The following is a 19338-nucleotide window of genomic DNA, read 5'->3' on the forward strand; positions in this document are numbered from 1 at the left end:
GCTGACGCGCGAACGCACACGCACACGGTGGCGGCCGGTACCCCTCGCGAGGGGTACCGGCCGCCGCCGTGTGCGTGTGCGTTCGCGCGTCAGCCCGCGGGCTCGGCCTCCGGCGTCGGCTCCGGCTCCGGCGCCGCGGGGATCCGTACGGACTCCAGCAGCAGCTGCGCCACGTCGACGACCTGCACCGACTCCTTCGCCTGGCCGTCGTTCTTCTTGCCGTTGACCGAGTCGGTCAGCATGACCAGGCAGAACGGGCACGCGGTCGAGACGATGTCGGGGTTGAGGGACAGGGCCTCGTCGACGCGCTCGTTGTTGATGCGCTTGCCGATCCGCTCCTCCATCCACATCCGCGCGCCACCGGCGCCGCAGCAGAAGCCCCGCTCCTTGTGGCGGTGCATCTCCTGCTGGCGCAGGCCCGGCACGGCCGACATGATCTCGCGCGGCGGCGTGTAGACCTTGTTGTGGCGGCCCAGGTAGCAGGGGTCGTGGTAGGTGATCAGGCCGTCGACCGGGGTGACCGGGGTGAGGCGGCCCTCGTCGATCAGGTGCTGGAGCAGCTGCGTGTGGTGGATGACCTCGTACTCGCCGCCCAGCTGCGGGTACTCGTTCGCGATGGTGTTGAAGCAGTGCGGGCAGGTCGAGACGATGCGCTTCGCCGACTTCGGCTTCTTCGTCGCCGGGTCGTCGTCGTCCTCGCCGAAGGCCATGTTGAGCATGGCCACGTTCTCCTGGGCGAGCTGCTGGAACAGCGGCTCGTTGCCCAGACGGCGCGGGGAGTCACCCGTGCACTTCTCGTCGCCGCCCATGATCGCGAACTTGACGCCCGCCATGTTCAGCAGCTCCGCGAAGGCCTTCGTGGTCTTCTTGGCCCGGTCTTCCAGGGCGCCGGCGCAGCCGACCCAGTAGAGGTAGTCGTACTCGGAGAGGTCCTCCGCGTCCTTGCCGATGATCGGGACCTCGAAGTCCACCTCCTTCGTCCACTCGACGCGCTGCTTCTTGGCCAGCCCCCAGGGGTTGCCCTTCTTCTCCAGGTTCTTGAGCATCGTCCCGGCCTCGCTCGGGAAGGCGCTCTCGATCATCACCTGGTAGCGGCGCATGTCCACGATGTGGTCGATGTGCTCGATGTCGACCGGGCACTGCTCCACGCACGCGCCGCAGCTGGTGCAGGACCACAGCACGTCCGGGTCGATGACGCCGTTCTCCTCGGCGGTGCCGATGAGCGGGCGCTCGGCCTCGGCCAGGGCGGCCGCCGGTACGTCCTTCAGCTGCTCCGGGGTCGCCTTCTCGTTGCCCTCCATGTCCTTGCCGCCGCCCGCGAGCAGGTACGGCGCCTTGGCGGCGGCGTGCTCGCGCAGCGACATGATCAGGAGCTTCGGCGAGAGCGGCTTGCCGGTGTTCCAGGCGGGGCACTGCGACTGGCAGCGGCCGCACTCGGTGCAGGTGGAGAAGTCGAGGATGCCCTTCCAGGAGAACTGCTCGACCTGGGAGACGCCGAAGACGTCGTCCTCGCCCGGGTCCTCGAAGTCGATCAGCTTGCCGCCCGAGGTCATGGGCTGCAGGGCGCCGAGGGCGGTGGCGCCGCTCTCCTCGCGCTTGAAGTAGATGTTGAAGAACGCGAGGAAGCGGTGCCAGGCGACACCCATGGTGGTGTTGAGGCCGATGGTGATGGCCCAGCCCATGGTCACGCCGAGCTTGATCATCGCGGTCAGGTAGACCAGGTTCTGGAGCGTTTCCGGGCTCAGTCCGCGGAAGGCCGCGACCAGCGGGTACGAGGCCCAGAACGCGGGGTCGTAGCTCTCGACGTGGTGCATCGCGCCCTCGAGGCCGCGCAGCGTCATGATCGCGAGGCCGATGACGAGGATGACGCCCTCGACGAAGTACGCCTGCCAGGTGGTCGAACCGGCGAAGCGCGACTTGCGGCCGGCGCGGGAGGGCAGGTTGAGCTGCCGGATGGCGATGAGGACGAGGATGCCGACCGTGGTCATCAGCGCGATGAACTCGGTGTACATCTCGTACGGCAGGAAGCCGCCGAGGATCGGCAGGGTCCAGTCGGCCTTGAACAGCTGGCCGTAGGCGGTGACGATCGTCAGCCCGAGGGTGAGGAAGCCGACGGCGACGAACCAGTGCGCGACGCCGACGACGCCCCACGTGTTCATCCGGGTGTGGAGGACGAATTCCTTCGCCAGCGTCTTGGTGCGCTGCACCGGGTTGCCGGTTCGGGAGCCCGCCGGGACCGGCTGGCCGAGTTTGACGAACCGGTAGATCTGCGCGGCGGCTCGACCGGCCAGCGCGACGCCGACCACGGTCAGGACCAGCGACACGATGATCGCGGCGAGTTGCATGGGAGGGCTCCTCGGGCGGGCCAGGGCGGGCACTCGGGCACTTACTAAGCAGTAACTTAGTCAGTCAAGCCTTGAGATTACCCATTCCCCGAGCCGCAATGTAGCCGAGCGCGCGGTGATCTGTGTCGCTCAGGCCACCCTTTGCGGTGCGGGCTCCGTCCGGGCGCCGGTGGCGGGTGTGGTCGCCGGTGCGGGCGGGGGGCTCGTCGGGGGCCTCGGGCCGGCCGTGCGGACCACCGCGCGGGGGGTCTGCGCGAGGATCGCCAGGTCCATTCCGAGCCAGTGGTTCTCCACGTAGTGCCGGTCCAGCAGGTCCATCTCCTCCCAGGGCAGGTCCGAGCGCGCGCTCACCTGCCACAGGCCGGTCATGCCGGGGCGTACGAGCAGCCGCTCGGGGTGCTCCGCGTGGGCGAGGGGGCGGGGGCCGACCAGGGACATCTCGCCGCGGACCACGTTCAGCAGCTGGGGGAGCCCGTCCAGGGCCCAGCGGTCCAGGGCGGCCCCGAGGCGGGGGCCGTCCGTGCGGAAGCGCCAGGTGCGGAAGGGGTGGCCGGCGAGGCCGGCGCGGGTCTCCCGTACGAAGGCGCCCGCGCGCGGCGTGGCGGCGTACAGGAGGGCGGCCACCGTGGCCAGGGGGAGGGCCAGCAGGGTCAGCAGGAGCAGCGCGCCGAGGAGGTCGACGACCCGTTTCGCCGGTGGGGCGGCGGGGAGGGGGAGGGGTGGCAGCAGCGGCATGGGGGCACCGTGCCGTACGCCTCCCGGCGGGGGGTGGGGGCGCGCGGCGGGTCCCCGTCGGGTCCCCCGCTCGGCCCTGCCCCGCCCCGGGGCTCGCCCCCCGGGGCTCCGCCCCGGACCCCGCGCCTCAAACGCCGGCGGGGCTGGATGTGGCCCGGCGTCCCGCCCCCGGGGCTCCGCCCCGGACCCCGCGCCTCAAACGCCGGCGGGGCTGTAAGTGGCCGGCCGGGGCTGGATGTGGCCCGGCCGTCTTCAGCCTGCCCGGCGTTTGAGGGCCCGCCGGAGGCTGGATCGGCCCGCGCGGGCCCCATCGCTGAGCGTAAGGGCGGCCTAAAAGTTGAGTGGGGTCGACTCAGGTCTGTTGACGATCTGGGGGGCGTGGTGCATCCTTGAGTCTGTTCCACTCAAGTCAGTGTTGCTGGAGGAATCAAAATGGCACGTGCGGTCGGCATCGACCTGGGCACCACCAACTCGGTCGTCAGCGTTCTGGAAGGCGGCGAGCCCACCGTCATCACCAACGCCGAGGGCGCCAGGACCACGCCGTCCGTCGTCGCCTTCGCCAAGAACGGCGAGGTCCTCGTCGGCGAGGTGGCCAAGCGCCAGGCGGTCACCAACGTCGACAGGACCATCCGGTCGGTCAAGCGCCACATGGGCACCGACTGGAAGATCAACCTGGACGGCAAGGACTTCAACCCGCAGCAGATGAGCGCCTTCATCCTGCAGAAGCTGAAGCGCGACGCCGAGGCCTACCTGGGTGAGAAGGTCACGGACGCGGTCATCACCGTCCCGGCCTACTTCAACGACTCCGAGCGTCAGGCGACGAAGGAGGCCGGTGAGATCGCGGGTCTGAACGTCCTGCGCATCGTCAACGAGCCCACCGCCGCCGCCCTGGCCTACGGTCTCGACAAGGACGACCAGACCATTCTCGTCTTCGACCTCGGTGGCGGCACCTTCGACGTGTCGCTCCTGGAGATCGGCGACGGCGTCGTCGAGGTCAAGGCCACCAACGGTGACAACCACCTCGGTGGCGACGACTGGGACCAGCGCGTCGTCGAGTACCTCGTGAAGCAGTTCCAGAACGGCCACGGCGTCGACCTCGCCAAGGACAAGATGGCGCTCCAGCGTCTGCGCGAGGCCGCCGAGAAGGCGAAGATCGAGCTGTCCTCCTCCACGGAGACCTCGATCAACCTGCCCTACATCACGGCGTCCGCCGAGGGCCCGCTGCACCTGGACGAGAAGCTCACGCGCGCCCAGTTCCAGCAGCTGACCGCGGACCTGCTGGAGCGTTGCAAGGCTCCGTTCCACAACGTCATCAAGGACGCCGGCATCCAGCTGTCCGAGATCGACCACGTCGTCCTCGTCGGCGGCTCCACCCGCATGCCGGCCGTCGCCGAGCTCGTCAAGGAGCTCACCGGCGGTCAGGACGCCAACAAGGGCGTCAACCCGGACGAGGTCGTCGCCCTCGGCGCGACCCTCCAGGCCGGTGTCCTCAAGGGTGAGGTCAAGGACGTCCTGCTCCTCGACGTGACCCCGCTGTCCCTCGGTATCGAAACCAAGGGCGGCATCATGACCAAGCTCATCGAGCGCAACACCACGATCCCGACCAAGCGGTCCGAGATCTTCACGACGGCCGAGGACAACCAGCCGTCCGTGCAGATCCAGGTCTACCAGGGCGAGCGCGAGATCGCGGCGTACAACAAGAAGCTCGGCATGTTCGAGCTGACCGGCCTGCCCCCGGCCCCGCGCGGCGTCCCGCAGGTCGAGGTCGCCTTCGACATCGACGCGAACGGCATCATGCACGTCACGGCCAAGGACCTCGGCACGGGCAAGGAGCAGAAGATGACCGTCACCGGCGGCTCCTCGCTCGCCAAGGACGAGGTCGACCGCATGCGCCAGGAGGCGGAGCAGTACGCGGACGAGGACTCCCGTCGCAAGGAGGCGGCCGAGTCCCGCAACCAGGGCGAGCAGCTCGTCTACCAGACGGAGAAGTTCGTCAAGGACAACGAGGACAAGGTCCCGGCCGACGTCAAGGCCGAGGTCGAGGCCTCCATCGCCGAGCTGAAGGAAAAGCTCAAGGGCGAGGACTCCGCCGAGATCCGCACCGCGACCGAGAAGCTGGGCGCCGTCAGCCAGAAGCTCGGCCAGGCGATCTACGCCGACGCCCAGGGCGCCCAGGCCGCCGGTGGCGCGCCGACCGGTGACGCGGGTCAGGCCAAGGCCGACGACGACGTCGTCGACGCCGAGATCGTCGACGACGAGAAGCCGAAGGGTGGCGCTGCCTGATGTCGGAGGAGACCCCGGGCTTCGACGAGAAGCCCGAAGTCCCCACCGGCGACAAGGCGGACGACGCCGCTGCCGAGCCGAAGGCCGCCGACTCCTCCGAGGAGGAGAAGGCGGCCCCGGCCGGGGACGCAGGAGCAGCCGACTCGCTCGGCAAGGAAACCGCCCTCCTGGCCCAGCTGGACCAGGCCCGCACCGCGCTCGGCGAGCGCACCGCGGACCTCCAGCGGCTCCAGGCGGAGTACCAGAACTACCGCCGCCGGGTCGAGCGGGACCGGATCGCGGTCAAGGAGATCGCGGTCGCGTCCCTCCTGACCGAACTGCTCCCGACGCTGGACGACATCGGTCGGGCGCGGGAGCATGGCGAACTGCTCGGTGGCTTCAAGTCGGTGGCCGAATCGCTGGAGACGGCCGCCGCCAAGATGGGCCTGCAGCAGTTCGGCAAGGAGGGCGAGCCCTTCGACCCGACGATCCACGAGGCCCTGATGCACTCGTACGCGCCGGACGTCACCGAGACGACCTGCGTGGCGATCCTGCAGCCGGGGTACCGGATCGGCGAGCGTACGATCCGTCCCGCGCGCGTCGCGGTGGCCGAGCCCCAGCCGGGCGCGGCCGCTCCGGCCAAGTCCGAGGACGCGGCCGAACAGGGCACGGACACGGACGGGCCCGACAAGGGCTGAAGTTCGATGTCAGCACGTCACGAGAGGAGGGCCACCGAGGATGAGCACTAAGGACTTCGTCGAGAAGGACTACTACAAGGTCCTCGGTGTCCCGAAGGACGCCACCGAGGCCGAGATCAAGAAGGCGTACCGGAAGCTCGCCCGCGAGTTCCACCCGGACGCCAACAAGGGTGACTCGGCGGCCGAGGAGCGCTTCAAGGAGATCTCCGAGGCACACGACGTCCTCGGTGACAGCAAGAAGCGCAAGGAGTACGACGAGGCCCGCGCGCTGTTCGGGAACGGTGGCTTCCGCCCCGGTCCCGGCGGTGGCGGCGGTTTCTCCAACTTCGACCTGGGCGACCTCTTCGGAGGCGCCCAGGGCGGGGGCGGAGCGGGCGCCGGCGGCTTCGGCGGCGGTCTGGGCGACGTCTTCGGCGGCCTGTTCAACCGCGGTGGCGCGGGCCCCGGCGCGGGCACCCGCACCCAGCCGCGCCGCGGCCAGGACATCGAGTCCGAGGTCACCCTCTCCTTCACGGAGGCGGTGGACGGGGCCACGGTGCCGCTGCGGATGTCCTCGCAGGCGCCCTGCAAGGCGTGTTCGGGCACCGGCGACAAGAACGGCACGCCCCGGGTGTGCCCGACCTGCGTCGGCACCGGGCAGGTCTCGCGCGGCAGCGGTGGCGGCTTCTCGCTGACCGACCCGTGCGCGGACTGCAAGGGCCGCGGCCTGATCGCCGAGACCCCCTGCGACGTCTGCAAGGGCAGCGGCCGGGCCCGCTCCTCGCGCACCATGCAGGTCCGGATCCCGGCGGGCGTCTTGGACGGCCAGCGGATCCGGCTGCGCGGCAAGGGCGCTCCGGGCGAGCGCGGCGGTCCCGGCGGCGACCTGTACGTCGTCGTGCACGTGGACAGCCACCCGGTGTTCGGGCGCAAGGGCGACAACCTCACGGTCACCGTCCCCGTCACCTTCGCCGAGGCGACCCTGGGCGCCGACATCAAGGTGCCGACGCTGAACGGCCCCGCGGTGACGCTGAAGCTGCCGCCGGGCACCCCCAACGGGCGCACGATGCGCGCCCGTGGCAAGGGCGCGGTCCGCAAGGACGGCACCCGCGGCGACCTGCTGGTGACGGTCGAAGTGGCCGTCCCGACAGAGCTGTCGGACAAGGCCCGCGAGGCGCTGGAGTCGTTCCGCGACGCCACGGCCTCGGAGGACCCGCGCTCCATCCTGTTCGAGTCCGCGAAGGGAGCATGACATGGACGGCCGCCGACGCAATCCTTATCAGCTGACCGACGAGACCCCGGTCTACGTCATCTCGGTGGCCGCCCAGCTCTCGGGCCTGCATCCGCAGACCCTCCGTCAGTACGACCGCCTCGGCCTGGTCTCCCCGGACCGGACGGCCGGGCGGGGCCGGCGCTATTCGGCCCGGGACATCGAGCTGCTCCGCACGGTGCAGGCGTTGTCCCAGGACGAGGGCATCAACCTGGCGGGCATCAAGCGGATCATCGAGCTGGAGAACCAGGTCGCCGCGCTCCAGCAGCGCGTCGCCGAGCTGTCCACAGCTGTGGACGGTGCGGCGGCGGTGCTGCGCCAGCGCGAGGCCCAGGTGCACGCCTCGTACCGGCGCGACCTGGTCCCGTACCAGGCGCCGCAGCCGGGCAACGCCCTGGTCGTGTGGCGGCCCAAGCGGCCGCTGGACTGACCCGCGCACGCAGGCAGGGACCGTCAGGGGCCCCGCCCCCCACCCGGGGGGCGGGGCCCCCGCGCGTGCTCACACCAGGTGGTCGGGGCCGAGGTCCGGGTCCGGGTCGTGTTCGGCGGTGAGCCCGCCGCCGCCCGGCAGGGCGCCCGGTCCGTCGAGGATCCCCGACTGCGCGATGAGGAAGCCGAGCTGCGCACGGCTCCCGCTGCCCAGGACGGTGGCCAGCTTCGCGATGTGCGCGCGGGCGGTGCGCACGTTCATGCCGAGCCGCCGGGCGATGGCCTCGTCGACGTACCCCTCGACGAGGAGCTGCGCGATGGAGCGCTGGACGCCGGAAATCCCCTCGGGGGTGTGCCGGTACGTCACTTCCTGGCGCAGGGGCACAGCGCGCCGCCAGAGCTGCTCGAAGACCTTGATGAGGTACTCGACCAGACCCGGGTGCCGCAGCTCCAGCGCCACCCGCCGGTCGTCGCTGGCGGGGATGAAGGCCACGGTGCGGTCGAAGATGATCAGGCGCTCTATCAGTTCTTCGAGCGTACGGATCTCCACCTTGCCCGCGGAGATCCGGTCCACGTAGGCCAGCGTGCCCTGGCTGTGCCGCGCGGTGTGTTGGTAGAGGGTCCGTATGCTGACCCCGCGGTCGATCAGCGGGGCGTCGCGCTCCAGCGCCTGGGTCAGGGCGAGCGAGGGCCGGGCGCCGCCGGGCTGGACCGTCAGCACCTCGGTGTGACATTCGGCCGTCGCCAGGTTCAGGGCCGCGTTGATCCGCTCGAATCCCTCCAGCACGGTGATGGCGTGGGTGTTGGCGGGACTCTGGGCACTGATGGTAAGGAACGGCTCGAAAGCGTCGGTGAGATCTACAGCGCTGCGTCTGCGGTCCTGGATCTCACGTTCAATCGGATGAAGACGTTGGGCCAATGCGACGGATGGGGGAACCGGACGCAGCTGGTTCGCGTCGTCCGGATCGGGCTGCAGAAGAGCGAATTCAAGCAGGCAGGGGGCATTTTCAACTTCTCCCCTTGCGATACGGCCCGTGCTGAGCGCTGCCGCGTAGAGCCGTGCTCCCTCGTCGCACAGAGACGTGACGGGGTGGGGATGTGTCTCGTTTGTGCCGCTTCTGGGCAAATCTCCACCCCCCAGGGTCCTGAACATGCAAGAACATGATGCATCGTCCCTGTGGCAGTGACGTGCCTGAATGAGCCATCGTCGGACACGCGGGGGAGAGGATTCCATCAAGTGAGGACGAAGCCGACCATGTACAAAAGAATGCTTCGCTCGGCGCTTGCCGTTGTTTTCTCCGCCGTTGCGGTTTTTGGTGCAATCAGCGCCGTCGACACAGACGCGGGGAGCCTCAGGGCCAGCTATGACACAGGCTGGACCATGGCGCCGGCAGGAACATCGTTCGACACCGGCTGGACCAACGCACCGGTGGCTCTGAAGGACGACACGGGCTGGACCGACTCACCGCAAGGTTCCGAGGGTGACACCGGTTGGACCTCTCACCCCGAGGCGGTGTCCTCATGACCCCCGACGACCGCGACTTCCGTCGCGAGATGGCCTCCGCGTACCGGTCCGGATGGCAGTTCATCGATCTCGTCACGGCCATCCCCCACACTGGCGATTCGTTGATGGTCACCCTCTTCGGCCAGCCGATCGTCGTCGTGCGCGAGGAGGACGAGGACGTCCGTGCCTACCGCTGCCTGCGCCGCCCGCGCGGCGCGCCGCAGCCCGTCCGCTGCGAGGTGCGGTACGGAATGGTCTTCGTCAACCTTGATCAGCGCGATCACCAGCTCTTCGAACCCGATGTCACTACCGCCACCCCCCGCAGTGCCTGAAGCGATTCCCCCGTCGTCGCAGATCGCTCAGGCGCTTCCCCCACACAGCGGCGCCATCGTGAACCTGAACACGATGGCGCCGCTGTGCTCCTCACGTCCAGTGCTTGAACCGGAAACGTTCCGGAATTGGCCCGAATAAATCAGTGGCGCCCGCGCCCGCCCGAGGGGCACACCCCTGCTCCGCCCCTCAGGCGCGGCCCATCGCGCGCTCCAGCGTGATCACCAGGACGACCCGGTCCGGATTGGGCGACGGGACGCGTCCGTACCGCTGCGCGTAGCGCTCCACCGCCTCGGCGACCGACGCCTCGTCGTCGAGGATCCTGGCGCGCCCCTCCAGCGTCGCCCAGCGACGCCCCGCCATCTGGCACACCGCGACCCGGACGCCCTCCGGCCCCGCCGCCAGGACGTTGCGGATCTTCTTGCTGTGCTTGTTGCTGATCACCCGCGCCACCCCGGCCTCCGGGTCGTACGTCACGCCCACGGGCACGACGTGCGGACTTCCGTCGGGGCGCGGGGTGGTCAGCGTGCACACGTGCCGTTCCTGCCAGAAGGCGAGGTAGTCGGCCGTCGGGTTGAGTACGTCATGGGACATGCGCCGAAGCGTACGAGCTTCTTCTTGAGTGGAATAGACTCAACTTTGTGCACGCTTCCCCTAGCAGAGAAGCAACGCGAGAAGGAACGGAGAGGAGCCGTACGTGGACGCCGAGCTGACCAACAAGAGCCGCGCCGCCCTGAACGCCGCCACCAGCCGGGCGGTGCAGGGCGGCCACGCCGACCTGACCCCCGCGCACCTGCTGCTGGCCCTGCTCACGGGCGAGGACAACGAGAACGTCACCGACCTGCTCGCGGCCACCGACGCCGACCAGGCCGTCGTACGGGCGGGCGCCGAGCGCCTGCTCGCCGCGCTGCCCAGCGTCACCGGCTCCACGGTCGCGCCGCCGCAGCCCAGCCGCGACCTGCTCGCCGTACTCGCCGAGGCCGACCGCGAGGCCGGGCGCCTGGGCGACGAGTACCTCTCCACCGAGCACCTCCTCATCGCCATCGCCGCCAAGGGCGGTCCGGCGGGCGAGGTCCTCACCGCACAGGGCGCCACCGCGAAGAAGCTGCTGTCCGCTTTCGAGACCTCACGAGGAGGGCGCCGGGTGACCTCCCCCGACCCCGAGGGCCAGTACAAGGCCCTGGAGAAGTTCGGTACCGACTTCACGGCGGCGGCCCGTGAGGGCAAGCTCGACCCGGTGATCGGTCGGGACCAGGAGATCCGCCGGGTGGTGCAGGTCCTCTCGCGCCGCACGAAGAACAACCCGGTGCTGATCGGCGAGCCCGGCGTGGGCAAGACGGCCGTGGTCGAGGGCCTGGCCCAGCGGATCGTCAAGGGCGACGTCCCGGAGTCCCTCAAGAACAAGCGGCTCGTCTCCCTGGACCTCGGCGCCATGGTGGCCGGGGCGAAGTACCGCGGCGAGTTCGAGGAACGGCTCAAGACGGTCCTGGCGGAGATCAAGTCCAGCGACGGGCAGATCATCACCTTCATCGACGAGCTGCACACCGTGGTCGGCGCGGGCGCCGGCGGGGACTCGGCGATGGACGCGGGCAACATGCTCAAGCCGATGCTGGCCCGCGGCGAGCTGCGGATGGTCGGCGCGACCACGCTGGACGAGTACCGCGAGCGCATCGAGAAGGACCCGGCGCTGGAGCGCCGCTTCCAGCAGGTGCTGGTCGCCGAGCCGAGCGTCGAGGACACCATCGCGATCCTGCGCGGGCTCAAGGGCCGCTACGAGGCGCACCACAAGGTGGTCATCAACGACAGCGCGCTGGTGGCGGCGGCGACGCTCTCGGACCGCTACATCACCTCGCGGTTCCTCCCCGACAAGGCGATCGACCTCGTGGACGAGGCGGCGTCGCGGCTGCGGATGGAGATCGACTCCTCTCCGGTGGAGATCGACGAGCTCCAGCGTTCCGTGGACCGCCTGCGGATGGAGGAGCTCGCGCTGAAGAACGAGTCCGACCCGGCCTCCATCGAGCGCCTGGAGCGGCTGCGCAAGGACCTCGCCGACAAGGACGAGGAGCTGCGCGGGCTGAACGCGCGCTGGGAGAAGGAGAAGCGGTCCCTGAACCGGGTCGGCGAGCTGAAGGAGCGCCTGGACGACCTGCGCGGTCAGGCCGAACGGGCGCAGCGCGACGGCGACTTCGACGCGGCCTCGCAGCTGCTCTACGGGGAGATCCCGGCGCTCGAACGGGAGCTCGCCGAGGCCACCGAGGCGGAGGCGGAGGTCTCCCTGGACACGATGGTGAAGGACGAGGTCGGTCCGGACGACATCGCGGACGTGGTGGGCGCGTGGACCGGGATCCCGGCCGGGCGGCTGCTGGAGGGCGAGACGCAGAAGCTGCTGCGGATGGAGGAGGAGCTGGGGCGGCGGCTGATCGGCCAGCAGGAGGCGGTGCAGGCGGTCTCCGACGCGGTGCGGCGCACCCGGGCGGGGATCGCGGACCCGGACCGGCCGACCGGCTCGTTCCTCTTCCTGGGGCCGACGGGCGTGGGCAAGACGGAGCTGGCGAAGGCGCTCGCGGACTTCCTCTTCGACGACGAGCGGGCCATGATCCGCATCGACATGTCGGAGTACGGCGAGAAGCACAGCGTGGCCCGCCTCGTCGGCGCCCCGCCCGGCTACGTCGGCTACGAGGAGGGCGGTCAGCTGACCGAGGCGGTGCGCCGGCGCCCGTACAGCGTGGTGCTGCTGGACGAGGTGGAGAAGGCGCATCCGGAGGTCTTCGACGTCCTGCTCCAGGTGCTCGATGACGGGCGGCTGACCGACGGGCAGGGCCGTACGGTCGACTTCCGCAACACCATCCTGGTGTTGACCTCGAATCTGGGCAGCCAGCACCTGATGGACCCGCTGACCTCGGCGGAGGTGAAGAAGGCCCAGGTCCTGGAGGTGGTGCGGGCGAGCTTCAAGCCGGAGTTCATCAACCGCCTCGACGACCTCGTGGTCTTCTCCGCACTGGACCGGGACGAGCTCGCGCACATCGCCGAGCTCCAGATCGGCCGGCTGGCGGCCCGCCTCGCCGAGCGGCGACTGACCCTGGACGTGACGCCCGAGGCGCTGGCCTGGCTCGCGGACCATGGCAACGACCCGGCCTACGGCGCCCGCCCGCTGCGCCGCCTGATCCAGACCTCGATCGGCGACCGGCTCGCCAAGGAGATCCTCGCGGGCGAGGTCAAGGACGGCGACACGGTCCGCGTGGACGTGGCGGGCGACGGCCTGCTGGTCGGCAAAGCGCTGTGATCCGCGAACCGCTGTGATCCGGCCGGTCCGGTCGCCCCGTGCGACCGGACCTGTCCGGCCATACGGGCGCTTAACCAGCCCTTATGCGTGTCCGCCCGGAGCGGATCGGGTGTCCGGGGGTGGACACGGGGTGGGCGCGATGGGGGAGGATGAAGCAATCCGCACGAAGGGAAGTACACGGTGAGCATCGACCCGGCCTCGATTCCGAATTTCGGGGGCCAGCCCGAACCGCAGGCCACAGGGCCGGCGGGCCCCGTCGTCCCCGACCAGGACCTGGTCAAGCAGCTCCTGGAGCAGATGGAGCTGAAGTACGTCGTCGACGACGAGGGTGACCTCGCGGCGCCGTGGGAGGACTTCCGCACGTACTTCATGTTCCGTGGCGAAGACGAGCAGCAGGTCTTCTCGGTGCGGACGTTCTACGACCGCCCGCACGCCATCGAGGACAAGCACCAGCTCCTCGAAGCGATCGACGACTGGAACCGCCGCACCCTGTGGCCGAAGGTCTACAGCCACACCCACGACGACGGCTCGGTCCGCCTGATCGGCGAGGCGCAGATGCTGATCGGCACCGGCGTCTCCCTGGAGCACTTCGTGTCCTCCACGGTCAGCTGGGTCCGCGCGTCCATCGAGTTCGACAAGTGGCTCCTGGAGCAGTTCGGCCTGGAGAAGGACGTCGACTCGGCGGACGAGAAGAAGGACGACACCGAGGGCGACGACGACTCGAAGAACTGAGTCGGCGGGCCGCCCACCCGGTGCCCGCCCCACGTGCCGCTACAGCGGCACGTGGGACACGAGCATCAGGTACGCCCCGTAGCCGCACGAGAGCCCGGCCAGGACCCCGGTCACCACGACCGCCGTCCGCGGCCGGGCTCTCGCCATGGCGGCCGCGAGCGGCAGCAGCAGCGGGAAGGCCGGCAGCAGGAACCGCGGCTTCGATTCGAAGAAGCCCGCGCCGCCGAGGGTTATCACCAGCAGCACCGCCGTGTACACGAGCAGCGGCAGCGGCGCCCGGTCCAGCAGGAGCAGCACCGCCAGGCCCGTCGCCACGGCCAGCACGACGAGCGTCATCGCGGCGTTGGGCCCGCTCTGGCCCATCAACACCCGCGAGGCCGTGCGCACCGCCCCGGCCCCGAAGTCGAAGCGCGAGCCCCAGGAGTCCTGCACGGCGAAGTAGCCGTGCAGGAGGTCGTCGCGCCGCGCTCCCACGGCCAGGAGGTACGCCGCCCAGCCCGTCGGGGCCAGCAGCCCGGCCGCCCACACCTCGGGCCGCCGGTGCCCCCCGCGCGCCAGCAGCGCGTACAGGGCGGTCACCGACACCGCCGCGGCCACCGCGATGCCGGTCGGCCGGGTCAGGCCGGCCAGGACGGCGAGGCCCGCCGCCCACAGCCACCGCTCGCGCAGCAGGGCGTACAGCGACCAGGCGGCCAGCGCGGCCAGCAGCGCCTCCGTGTACCCGGCGGTGAACACCACGGCGTGCGGTTGCACCCCCCACAGCGCCACCAGCAGCACCCCGGTCCGGGCCCCGGCGACCCGCTCGCCGACCCGGTAGATCCCGACGGCGGCCGCCGCGGCCGCCCCCCAGGCGACCAGGAGACCCGCTCCGGCGGCCCCCACGGGCAGCAGGAGGGTGGTGAGCCGCATCAGTGAGGGATAGAGCGGGAAGAAGGCCAGATCGCTCTGTACGGCGCCGCTGTGCGGCCAGGCGAGGCTGCGCCCGTACCCGTGCTCGGTGATCGCGACGTACCAGCCGGAGTCGAAGGAGGTGCCGAGGACGGTGAGCGGATCGCGGTCCGTCGCCCAGGCGCCGAGGGCGATCACGAGCACCCCGACGGCGCGTACCGCGGCGAACACCGCCAGCGCGGTGGTCCCGGCCGAGAGGGCCGCCGTTCGCGGACGCGGCGAGACCTTCACCGTGCTCGTGCCCGTGGTCATTTCTGCGGCCTTCCGGTTCCTGCGTGCGAGCGCGTACGTCCGTCCGCGGGTGGAAGGCCGTCAGGGAGACCCTACGAGTCGCCGGTCGGACCGGGACCGCCCGGCCCCTCAGAGCCGGGAGAGCCGCCCCAGCCGGGTGGCGGCCTCCTGGAGGACGGAATCCCTCTTGCAGAAGGCGAAGCGGACCTGGGTGGCGCCCGCGGACTTGTCGTCGTAGAAGACCTGGTTGGGGATGGCCACGACCCCGCACAGGGCGGGCAGGCGGCGGCAGAAGTCCAGGCCGTCGCGCTCCCCGAAGCCGGCGATGTCGGTGGTGATGAAGTAGGTGCCGGCCGGGGCGTAGACCTCGAAGCCGGCCGCCGTCAGGCCCGCGGAGAGGATGTCGCGCTTGCGGGCCATGTCGGCGCGGAAGCCCTCGTAGTAGGCGTCGGGCAGGTCCAGGGCCTCGGCGATCGCGTACTGGAACGGGCCCGAGGAGACGTAGGTCAGGAACTGCTTGGCCGAACGGACCGCCGTGACCAGCTCCGGCGGGGCCGTCACCCAGCCGACCTTCCAGCCGGTGAAGGAGAAGGTCTTGCCCGCGGAGGAGATCGTCACCGTGCGCTCGCGCATGCCGGGCAGCCCGGCGAGCGGGGTGTGCGCGCCCTCGAAGACCAGGTGCTCGTACACCTCGTCGGTGACGACGAGGAGGTCCCGCTCGACGGCGAGGGCGGCGATCCCGGCCAGCTCGGCCGGGGTGAGCACGGTGCCCGTCGGGTTGTGCGGGGTGTTCAGGAGCAGCAGCCGGGTGCGCGGGGTGACGGCGGCGCGCAGCTCGTCGAGGTCGAGGGCGAAGGCGCCGGCGTGCGGGCGCAGGGTTACCGGTACGCGGGTGGCGCCCGCCATGGCGATGCAGGCGGCGTAGGAGTCGTAGAAGGGTTCGAGGGCGATGACCTCGTCACCCGGTTCGAGGAGGGCGAGGAGGGCGGCCGCGATGGCTTCGGTGGCGCCCGCCGTGACCAGGACCTCGGTGTCGGGGTCGTAGGACAGGCCGTAGAAGCGCTGCTGGTGGCGGGCGATGGCGGCGCGCAGTTCGGGGACGCCGGGGCCGGGCGGGTACTGGTTGCCGCGGCCGGAGAGCACCGCGCGGGACGCCGCCTCGGCGATCTCGGCGGGGCCGTCGGTGTCGGGGAACCCCTGGCCCAGGTTGATCGATCCCGTGCTCGTGGCCAGCGCGGACATCTCCGCGAAGATCGTCGTTCCGAAGGAGGCGAGACGGCGGTTCAGGAAGGGGCGGCTGCCGCCCACGGGTGCGCTCATGGGCGTCATCCTTGGTCAAGCTCTGGAGTTGCTCAAGTGTGCTTTGGCCGGAACGGGCCGCGGGAATCCCCCTGACACGCGGGACGCGGGGATCCCGCTCCTCGGGGGACCGAGGCGTACAGGAGGGGGGCGAGGACCATGTTCCTGGCCTTTTTCGCAGTGATCGCGGCCGCGCTGGTGGGGTACTTCGTGTGGCTGGCGTACGGCGGGACGCGGAAGTCGTCGCGGGGCGGATCGCGGAAGTCCTCGCGGTCCTCCGGTTCCTCTTCCGGCTCCAGCAGCTGGTGGGCGGGCGACAGCGGCTCGTCCTGCTCGTCGTCTTCGCACTCGTGTTCGAGCAGCTCCTGCGGTTCGTCCTCGTCGTCCTGCGGGGGCGGGGGCGGGGGAGGCGGCGGTTGCGGCAGCAGCTGACCCGGGGGCACGGCACGGAGTAGGCGTGCGGAATATGCGGTGGGAAGGTGCCCGGCGGGGGTGGGTTTCGCCGGGCGCATTTCCGTGGAACCCCTGGTTGGGCGGTGTGTGGGACCGCCGCGCGGGAGCGGTGGTTGAACACCTGAACTGTGGAGCCCCCGGGGGGATGTAAACCCCGTCAAGTTGGGTAAAAACGCTGTGAGTGCCGTGCCTTTCATGATTCCCTCGGTTGAGTAGACCAGTCCTCGGACCACGCTGGACTTCCTGTGGACCCGAGCCGGTGACCCCCCACCCGTTGACCACCGCTGGCGGATTCCCGGCCCATCTCCCCTCGCGCGTTTGCGGAGCCGACTCATGCTCACGACCCTCCAGACCACCTATACCGACACGCGTGCAGCCGACCTCGCCTGGGCCCTGGGTCGGGAGCGGCTGCCCGCCCTCGCCGTACTGAACCTCGAGCTGGAGAGCGCGAAGGTGGAGCTGCGCCTGCTCGGCGCCTCCCACCAGGTGTTGTTGGAAGAGGGCGAAGTGCTCTGCTCGGAGACGGTCGCCTGCATGCCCGGCAGCAGCACCCCGCTGCCGCTCGGCGTGGCCAAGCGGGTGGGGGACTGGGAGTACGAGTTCGCCGCGCGCGTCGAGATCCTCTCCGAGGGCTCCTTCGCGGGGCGGGCGCAGGAACTGCTCGCCCTGGTCGCGGATCACCCGAACGGGCTCGCCGGAACCTTTCCCGGCAGCCCGTACGCCTTCACCGCGCTGCTCGCGCAGCGCTCGGAGGGGCAGGTGAGGTGGCGCACCTGGCACGCCTACCCGCAGGAGGGGCAGCTGGTCGCGACCCGGACCCGGGTGGGCGTACGGATGGCGGCCGCGGCGCAGTAGGGCGGGGTCGTACGCGCGTCGCACCGGTCCCGCACCGGTTTTCGGCGCGGGTTCCGGCGCCGGTTCCGACGGTTTCGGCGGCGGGCCGGCGGCGCCGGTCCGCCGTGCCCGGGGTCGGGTGGCGCCGCGTCCCGGCGTGCGGGGTCGCTCGGGGGTCGCTCCCCGGTTACGCCAAGTGGCCCGGGCAGTGCGTCACTTGCACCCATGTGGGTGACGGGGTGCAGCCGGGCAGTGACGTACGGTTCGCTTCATGATCGACCGTTCCGCCCCCGGCGGAGTGCTCCCGGCAGCGGAGCCCAGGGGCCGGGCCACCGCCCCGGCCGCCCTCCCCGTACGGCCCCGGACCGGCCGGCTCCTCGTCCTGGCCACCGTGTTCGTCTGCGCCGCCTGCGGGCTCGTGTACGAACTGGAATTGCTCGCCCTCGGCTCGTACCTGATCGGTGACTCCGTCACCCAGGCGTCCGTGGTGCTCTCCGTCATGGTCTTCGCCATGGGCGTCGGCTCCCTGCTGGCCAAGCGCCTGCGCGAACGCCCCGCCTTCGGCTTCGGCGCCGTCGAGGCGCTGCTCGCCCTGGTCGGGGGCCTGTCCGCCATGGCGCTGTACGCGAGCTTCGCCTGGTTCGGCGAGTCCAGACCGGCGCTGGTCGGCTTCTCGCTCGCCATCGGCATCCTCATGGGGGCCGAGATCCCGCTGTTGATGACCCTCATCCAGCGGATCCGGCGGCAGGACGCGGGCGGCGCCGTCGCCGACCTCTTCGCCGCGGACTACGTCGGCGCGCTCGTCGGGGGCCTCGCCTTCCCCTTCCTGCTCCTGCCGCTGCTCGGCCAACTCACCGGGGCGATGCTCACCGGCACCGTCAACGCGGTCGCGGGCGGGGCGCTCGTGCTGTGGCTGTTCCGCCGCGACCTGAGCCGGCGCGCGCGCTGGCTGCTGCTCGCCGCCAACATCGGCGTGCTGCTCGTCCTGGCCGCGGCGACCGTGCTGGCCGGGGACTTCGAGCGCATGGCCCGGCGCGCGGTCTACGGCGACGAGGTGCGGGTCGCCCTGCAGACCGGCGTCCAGGAACTGGTCGTCACCGGCCCGCCCACCGGCTCGCCGCGCTCCCTCGACCTGTACCTCGACGGGCGGCTGCGGGTCAGCGGCTACGACGAGTACCGCTACCACGAGGCCCTCGTGCACCCCGCGATGGCCGGCCCGCACGCCCGCGTGCTCGTCCTGGGCGGTGGCGACGGACTGGCCGCGCGCGAAGTCGTGCGCTACCCGGACGTCGCCTCCGTCACCGTCGTCGAGCTCGACCCCGGCGTGGTCCGGCTCGCCCGCACCGACCCGATGCTGTCGCAGCTCAACGGGAACGTGTACGGCGATCCGCGGGTCGCCGTGGTGAACTCGGACGCCTTCCACTGGCTGCGCGGACCCGGGGCGTCCGGACGCTACGACGTCATCGTGTCCGACCTTCCCGACCCCGGGATCACGCCCAGCACCAAGCTGTACTCCCAGGAGTTCTACGGGCTCGCCGCGCGGGCGCTGAGCCCGGGCGGCCGGCTCGCGGTGTCCGCGGGCCCGTTGACCTCCCGGCCGCGGACCTACTGGACCGTGGAGGCCACCGTGCGCGCCGCCGGGCTGCGGACCGCCCCGTACAGCGCGGGCGGCCGGCTCACGGGATTCGCGGCGGGCCCCGACCGGGCGCAGGGCGGCTCCGTCGCACCGCCCCAGGACTGGGGCTTCGTCCTGTCCGCCCGGGAAGCGGTCCCCGAACTGCGGGTCGACGGCGACGCCCCGGTGCTGCGCTCCCTGTCCACCCGCGCGCTCCAGGACGCGGCCCGCGACACCGAACGCGTCCGCATGCGCGGGCTGCCCCCCTCGACCCTCCCCCACCCGCGCTACGCCTTCTAGTAGGACTCCGTTAGGTCTTGCGGTTCGGGCTGCTCGGGGGCGGGCATTCCGAATGTGTGGATACACGCGAAGTGGACCGTGTGCGGGCTGA

17 protein-coding genes are annotated in these 19338 nt (G+C 70.9%); 11 read left to right on the forward strand and 6 right to left on the reverse strand.

All coding sequences use genetic code 11. The features are described 5' to 3' along the window. Positions 1-89: 89 nt before the first annotated feature. Together ACZ4UB_RS02315 and ACZ4UB_RS02320 are read right to left on the reverse strand one after the other, a co-directional pair. Positions 90-2345, reverse strand: a complete 2256-nt coding sequence (locus ACZ4UB_RS02315; RefSeq protein WP_468067697.1) for a (Fe-S)-binding protein — start codon at positions 2343-2345, stop codon at positions 90-92. A gap of 129 nt (positions 2346-2474) precedes the next feature. Continuing rightward, positions 2475-3080, reverse strand: coding sequence for a sugar transferase (locus ACZ4UB_RS02320; protein WP_468067698.1), 606 nt, complete (start codon positions 3078-3080; stop codon positions 2475-2477). Positions 3081-3512: 432 nt separating this feature from the next. On the opposite strand from ACZ4UB_RS02320, the gene dnaK reads away from it, so the two are divergent. The 4 genes from dnaK to ACZ4UB_RS02340 are packed head-to-tail and all read left to right on the forward strand — an operon-like array spanning position 3513 to position 7719. Continuing rightward, positions 3513-5363, forward strand: coding sequence for a molecular chaperone DnaK (gene dnaK, locus ACZ4UB_RS02325; protein ID WP_354383394.1), 1851 nt, complete (start codon positions 3513-3515; stop codon positions 5361-5363). Next, positions 5363-6040, forward strand: coding sequence for a nucleotide exchange factor GrpE (grpE, locus tag ACZ4UB_RS02330; protein WP_468067699.1), 678 nt, complete (start codon positions 5363-5365; stop codon positions 6038-6040). Before dnaK ends, grpE begins: the two co-directional genes overlap by 1 nt. Before the next feature lie 40 nt (positions 6041-6080). Further along, positions 6081-7271, forward strand: a complete 1191-nt coding sequence (gene dnaJ / locus ACZ4UB_RS02335; RefSeq protein WP_468067700.1) for a molecular chaperone DnaJ — start codon at positions 6081-6083, stop codon at positions 7269-7271. Between the two features lies 1 nt (position 7272). Next, positions 7273-7719 (forward strand): heat shock protein transcriptional repressor HspR, encoded by a 447-nt coding sequence (locus tag ACZ4UB_RS02340; protein ID WP_354383391.1) that lies wholly within the window; start codon positions 7273-7275, stop codon positions 7717-7719. Positions 7720-7788: 69 nt separating this feature from the next. Here the strand turns inward: ACZ4UB_RS02340 and ACZ4UB_RS02345 are convergent, their stop codons facing one another. Beyond that, a complete protein-coding gene (locus ACZ4UB_RS02345) occupies positions 7789-8871 on the reverse strand; it encodes a helix-turn-helix transcriptional regulator (RefSeq protein WP_354383390.1) in 1083 nt (360 codons plus the stop codon). An 84-nt stretch (positions 8872-8955) separates the two neighbouring features. On the opposite strand from ACZ4UB_RS02345, the gene ACZ4UB_RS02350 reads away from it, so the two are divergent. Both ACZ4UB_RS02350 and ACZ4UB_RS02355 read left to right on the forward strand, forming a co-directional pair. Further along, positions 8956-9243, forward strand: a complete 288-nt coding sequence (locus ACZ4UB_RS02350; RefSeq protein WP_354383389.1) for a hypothetical protein — start codon at positions 8956-8958, stop codon at positions 9241-9243. After that, positions 9240-9554 (forward strand): (2Fe-2S)-binding protein, encoded by a 315-nt coding sequence (locus ACZ4UB_RS02355; protein ID WP_354383388.1) that lies wholly within the window; start codon positions 9240-9242, stop codon positions 9552-9554. Before ACZ4UB_RS02350 ends, ACZ4UB_RS02355 begins: the two co-directional genes overlap by 4 nt. 187 nt (positions 9555-9741) lie before the next feature. On the opposite strand, the gene ACZ4UB_RS02360 is transcribed toward ACZ4UB_RS02355, so the two are convergent. Further along, positions 9742-10146, reverse strand: a complete 405-nt coding sequence (locus tag ACZ4UB_RS02360) for a pyridoxamine 5'-phosphate oxidase family protein (protein ID WP_468067701.1) — start codon at positions 10144-10146, stop codon at positions 9742-9744. Positions 10147-10249: 103 nt separating this feature from the next. Between ACZ4UB_RS02360 and clpB the strand changes: the two genes are divergently transcribed. Beyond that, positions 10250-12835 (forward strand): ATP-dependent chaperone ClpB, encoded by a 2586-nt coding sequence (clpB, locus tag ACZ4UB_RS02365; RefSeq protein ID WP_468067702.1) that lies wholly within the window; start codon positions 10250-10252, stop codon positions 12833-12835. 180 nt (positions 12836-13015) lie between these two features. After that, complete coding sequence (locus tag ACZ4UB_RS02370) at positions 13016-13567, forward strand: type III secretion system chaperone family protein (RefSeq protein WP_354383385.1); 552 nt, start codon at positions 13016-13018, stop codon at positions 13565-13567. 39 nt (positions 13568-13606) lie between these two features. Here the strand turns inward: ACZ4UB_RS02370 and ACZ4UB_RS02375 are convergent, their stop codons facing one another. Beyond that, positions 13607-14767: a hypothetical protein gene (locus ACZ4UB_RS02375; RefSeq protein ID WP_468067703.1), complete on the reverse strand. Its 1161-nt coding sequence runs from the start codon at positions 14765-14767 to the stop codon at positions 13607-13609. A gap of 108 nt (positions 14768-14875) precedes the next feature. Continuing rightward, complete coding sequence (locus tag ACZ4UB_RS02380; RefSeq protein WP_468067704.1) at positions 14876-16075, reverse strand: pyridoxal phosphate-dependent aminotransferase; 1200 nt, start codon at positions 16073-16075, stop codon at positions 14876-14878. A gap of 182 nt (positions 16076-16257) precedes the next feature. On the opposite strand from ACZ4UB_RS02380, the gene ACZ4UB_RS02385 reads away from it, so the two are divergent. From ACZ4UB_RS02385 to ACZ4UB_RS02395, 3 genes are all read left to right on the forward strand, one after another. Further along, complete coding sequence (locus ACZ4UB_RS02385) at positions 16258-16500, forward strand: hypothetical protein (protein ID WP_468067705.1); 243 nt, start codon at positions 16258-16260, stop codon at positions 16498-16500. Positions 16501-16831: 331 nt separating this feature from the next. Then, positions 16832-17353: a DUF2617 family protein gene (locus tag ACZ4UB_RS02390; protein WP_354383381.1), complete on the forward strand. Its 522-nt coding sequence runs from the start codon at positions 16832-16834 to the stop codon at positions 17351-17353. A gap of 250 nt (positions 17354-17603) precedes the next feature. After that, positions 17604-19247 carry a polyamine aminopropyltransferase gene (locus tag ACZ4UB_RS02395; RefSeq protein WP_468067706.1) on the forward strand — a complete coding sequence of 548 codons (1644 nt, stop codon included), beginning with the start codon at positions 17604-17606 and terminating at the stop codon, positions 19245-19247. Positions 19248-19338: the final 91 nt, after the last annotated feature.

It is taken from the genome of Streptomyces sp. NPDC028419, from assembly GCF_055565515.1.

What these genes read in the sequence shown, in the direction of transcription:
- ACZ4UB_RS02395 (WP_468067706.1), top strand. Translation starts at nt 17,604, where the DNA reads ATGATCGACCGTTCCGCCCCCGGCGGAGTGCTCCCGGCAGCGGAGCCC.
- dnaJ (WP_468067700.1), top strand. Translation starts at nt 6,081, where the DNA reads ATGAGCACTAAGGACTTCGTCGAGAAGGACTACTACAAGGTCCTCGGT.
- ACZ4UB_RS02320 (WP_468067698.1), bottom strand. Translation starts at nt 3,080, where the DNA reads ATGCCGCTGCTGCCACCCCTCCCCCTCCCCGCCGCCCCACCGGCGAAA.
- ACZ4UB_RS02315 (WP_468067697.1), bottom strand. Translation starts at nt 2,345, where the DNA reads ATGCAACTCGCCGCGATCATCGTGTCGCTGGTCCTGACCGTGGTCGGC.
- dnaK (WP_354383394.1), top strand. Translation starts at nt 3,513, where the DNA reads ATGGCACGTGCGGTCGGCATCGACCTGGGCACCACCAACTCGGTCGTC.
- ACZ4UB_RS02380 (WP_468067704.1), bottom strand. Translation starts at nt 16,075, where the DNA reads ATGACGCCCATGAGCGCACCCGTGGGCGGCAGCCGCCCCTTCCTGAAC.
- ACZ4UB_RS02355 (WP_354383388.1), top strand. Translation starts at nt 9,240, where the DNA reads ATGACCCCCGACGACCGCGACTTCCGTCGCGAGATGGCCTCCGCGTAC.
- ACZ4UB_RS02375 (WP_468067703.1), bottom strand. Translation starts at nt 14,767, where the DNA reads ATGACCACGGGCACGAGCACGGTGAAGGTCTCGCCGCGTCCGCGAACG.
- ACZ4UB_RS02345 (WP_354383390.1), bottom strand. Translation starts at nt 8,871, where the DNA reads ATGTTCAGGACCCTGGGGGGTGGAGATTTGCCCAGAAGCGGCACAAAC.
- ACZ4UB_RS02390 (WP_354383381.1), top strand. Translation starts at nt 16,832, where the DNA reads ATGCTCACGACCCTCCAGACCACCTATACCGACACGCGTGCAGCCGAC.
- ACZ4UB_RS02340 (WP_354383391.1), top strand. Translation starts at nt 7,273, where the DNA reads ATGGACGGCCGCCGACGCAATCCTTATCAGCTGACCGACGAGACCCCG.
- grpE (WP_468067699.1), top strand. Translation starts at nt 5,363, where the DNA reads ATGTCGGAGGAGACCCCGGGCTTCGACGAGAAGCCCGAAGTCCCCACC.
- ACZ4UB_RS02360 (WP_468067701.1), bottom strand. Translation starts at nt 10,146, where the DNA reads ATGTCCCATGACGTACTCAACCCGACGGCCGACTACCTCGCCTTCTGG.